Below are 2,922 nucleotides of genomic sequence, written 5' to 3' on the forward strand. Positions count from 1 at the left end.
CTGTTTCTAGTGGGTAATTGACCGCACAAGCTTCTTCTAACAAGTGCGTCCCTTCAAGTAAAAATAACTGTTGCTTATGCCTCTCCTTGGTGGAGTGCAGCTTGCGAATTTGTTTGACTAGGGAATTCTGTAAACTGGTCAACATCAAAAAGTTAAGAGTTAGAAATTAATAGTTAGGAGTTAATTTAGTTGTTTTTCAACTTATAACTCTTGACTTCTAACTCCTAACTTAGATAGTATGCGGAACCCGGGACTTGAACCCGGAAGCCTTGCGGCACTAGAACCTGAATCTAGCGCGTCTGCCATTCCGCCAGTTCCGCTGGCATTTGTGCTTATCGACAATTTCTTATTATTGCGTTATGTTTTACCTTTGTCAAGTAAAAGCATAATGCCTCGTTAAAAGTCTCTAACTGGAAACGAGTTTTTCAGGCACAACGTCGAATCAAAATATTAACTGAACAGTACAGCATTGATTTTTAGAGAGTACTTAAGTTATTTTACTGAGTATTTAATTTTGCTTAAAACTACTGCTTATTGATTCTTTTTTGAAAATTTTTAAAAATCTCAAAAAGCCTGCTATTGCTTGTTTACAGCCTGCATTTTCACTCAAAAAGCAATTTTTTTATACAAAACAGTGCTTTAAAACGTGGACATTTTGAATCTTTACTGTAGAATCAAAACCAACTTCAAACATATAAAATACGTATTACTTTTGGAGGTAGGCTTATTAATCCTTCTACCAGCTTACCAGATGCCAAAATTGCTCCAGAAGCAGACTCCTCAGTCTTGCAAATTTGGGGTGGGCATCCTTTGCGGGGTCATGTAAAAATTAGCGGGGCAAAAAATTCAGCACTGGTAATCATGGCTGGAGCCTTGCTGTGTCCGGGCGATTGTCGTATCCGTAATGTCCCTTTGTTAGCGGACGTAGAACGGATGGGTCAGGTGTTATCAGCTTTGGGTGTGCAATTAACCCGACAAGGTGACATTTTAGACATCAATGCCAGCGAGATTAAAACATCAAAAGCTCCCTACGAATTAGTTACCCAGTTGAGAGCGAGTTTTTTCGCCATTGGAGCCATTTTGGCAAGACTGGGAGTAGCACAGATGCCGTTACCAGGCGGTTGTGCAATTGGGGCAAGACCAGTTGACTTGCATGTTCGAGGACTGCAAGCAATGGGAGCGGAAGTACAAATTGAGCATGGCATTTGTAATGCCTACGTCCCTGGCAGCAGCCGGAGATTAAAAGGTGCGAAGATTTACTTAGACATTGCCAGCGTTGGAGCAACGGAAAACTTGATGATGGCGGCTACCCTGGCAGAGGGTGAAACGATCATCGAAAATGCTGCCAGAGAACCGGAAGTAGTCGATCTAGCTAACTTCTGTAACGCAATGGGAGCGAAGATTAAGGGCGCGGGGACTAGCAGGATTATTATCGAAGGAGTTCCCAAGTTGCATTCTGTTGACTACAGCATTATTCCCGATCGCATTGAAGCTGGGACGTTTTTGCTGGCAGCAGCAATTACCCGCTCAGAACTTCTTCTCTCGCCAGTGGCTCCAGAACATCTCATCCCAGTAATTGCCAAACTGCGGGATATTGGAGTGACAATAATTGATGAAAAGCCTAACCACTTACACATTCTGCCAGCGGAAACTCTTAAGGCAACGGATATTGAAACTCAATACCATCCAGGTTTTCCCACAGATATGCAAGCGCCATTCATGGCTTTGCTGGCAGTGGCAGAAGGTGACAGTGTAATTAACGAATCCGTCTTTGAAAATCGCTTGCGTCATGCCTCAGAGTTGAATCGTTTGGGGGCAGATATTCGTGTCAAAGGTAATGCTGCTTTCGTTCGGGGAGTACCAAAATTATCTGGCGCACCAGTATTAGGTACAGACTTACGAGCATCGGCAGCGTTAGTCATCGCCGGACTAGCAGCAGAAGGACAAACCACAATTCAAGGTTTACAGCACCTAGATCGCGGCTACGATCGACTTGATATGAAGTTGCAGCAATTGGGGGCTAAAATCCTCCGCGTAGGCGAAACACCAACAGATGCAGAAATCGCTCCCAGCATCAGTAGCCTGTCAAGTTGAAATTGCTCGGTTGAGACTGACGCGAGGATAACAAGAATAAGGGAGACAAGGTAAAATTTTCTCCCTTGTTTGCCTTTATCTCTCCCATCTATACCCTGCGATCTGCTGAATTCTCCTGATAGATAGAGGCTTTTAAGCTTTGTCCATATCTTTTTTTGATGAATATTCTGGAAAAATCTGTGTTGGCTGTTACAATATTGTTAAGAAAAGTTGCCCGTTGCATTTTGGGAACGCGCAATTGGGTTTTAACTCTCTTGAGAAGACAACGCAAAAACATTTGTGAGACCAGCTGTGGGAGGCTGGTCTTTTTGTATTTAAAGTCCTGATAAATTATAAATTATACTTATAAGTTTGGGTATAATACTCATACTGTTTTATTGGTTTGTAATACATTGCTTATGTTAGTTACCAAATCGCCTCTATAGAAAGATGAGCGATGTCTACGACGGGCTACGCCTACGCCTTGCAGAAAACCTCAAAAATAAAGCGTAGACGGTAGACGCGTAGCGGCTTATCGTTAGACATCGCTTGTTGTGGAAAAGTGAGTGCGATGTCTACGACAGGCTACGCTACGCTTTGTTTAGGCATTTATTCAATTCTCAATTTTGCAAAGTTGCCAATCCTAAGCTAATCGGCATTTAAGCTGCATAATATAAATGCAGAGTCGATTGAAAATAATTATGCCACCACCAGCCAAAAACTTTTTAACTTCGGAGGGAAATAACGACTGATCCAGAAACCATGCCAGAGAATTCAACTTCTTTCATAATGACAAATCTTCAAGGTAATCTCAAGAAAACTTTATTGAATTTATATGGATTAAGAACC

1 protein-coding gene, 1 tRNA gene and 1 pseudogene are annotated in these 2,922 nt (G+C 42.2%); 1 reads left to right on the forward strand and 2 read right to left on the reverse strand.

Annotation, left to right across the window (positions count from 1 at the left end):
• Positions 1–145, reverse strand: a pseudogene (locus tag IQ229_RS24315) (TrmH family RNA methyltransferase); the annotation flags it as partial.
• 94 nt (positions 146–239) lie between these two features.
• Positions 240–320, reverse strand: a tRNA-Leu gene (locus IQ229_RS21845).
• Positions 321–726: 406 nt separating this feature from the next.
• On the opposite strand from IQ229_RS21845, the gene murA reads away from it, so the two are divergent.
• On the forward strand, positions 727–2,094 hold the full coding sequence (gene murA / locus IQ229_RS21850; RefSeq protein WP_194047335.1) for a UDP-N-acetylglucosamine 1-carboxyvinyltransferase: 1,368 nt from the start codon (positions 727–729) through the stop codon (positions 2,092–2,094).
• The last annotated feature ends 828 nt before the right edge of the window (positions 2,095–2,922 follow it).

The sequence above is a fragment of the Nostoc cf. edaphicum LEGE 07299 genome, from assembly GCF_015207245.1.
Classification (GTDB): Bacteria; Cyanobacteriota; Cyanobacteriia; order Cyanobacteriales; family Nostocaceae; genus Nostoc; species Nostoc edaphicum_B.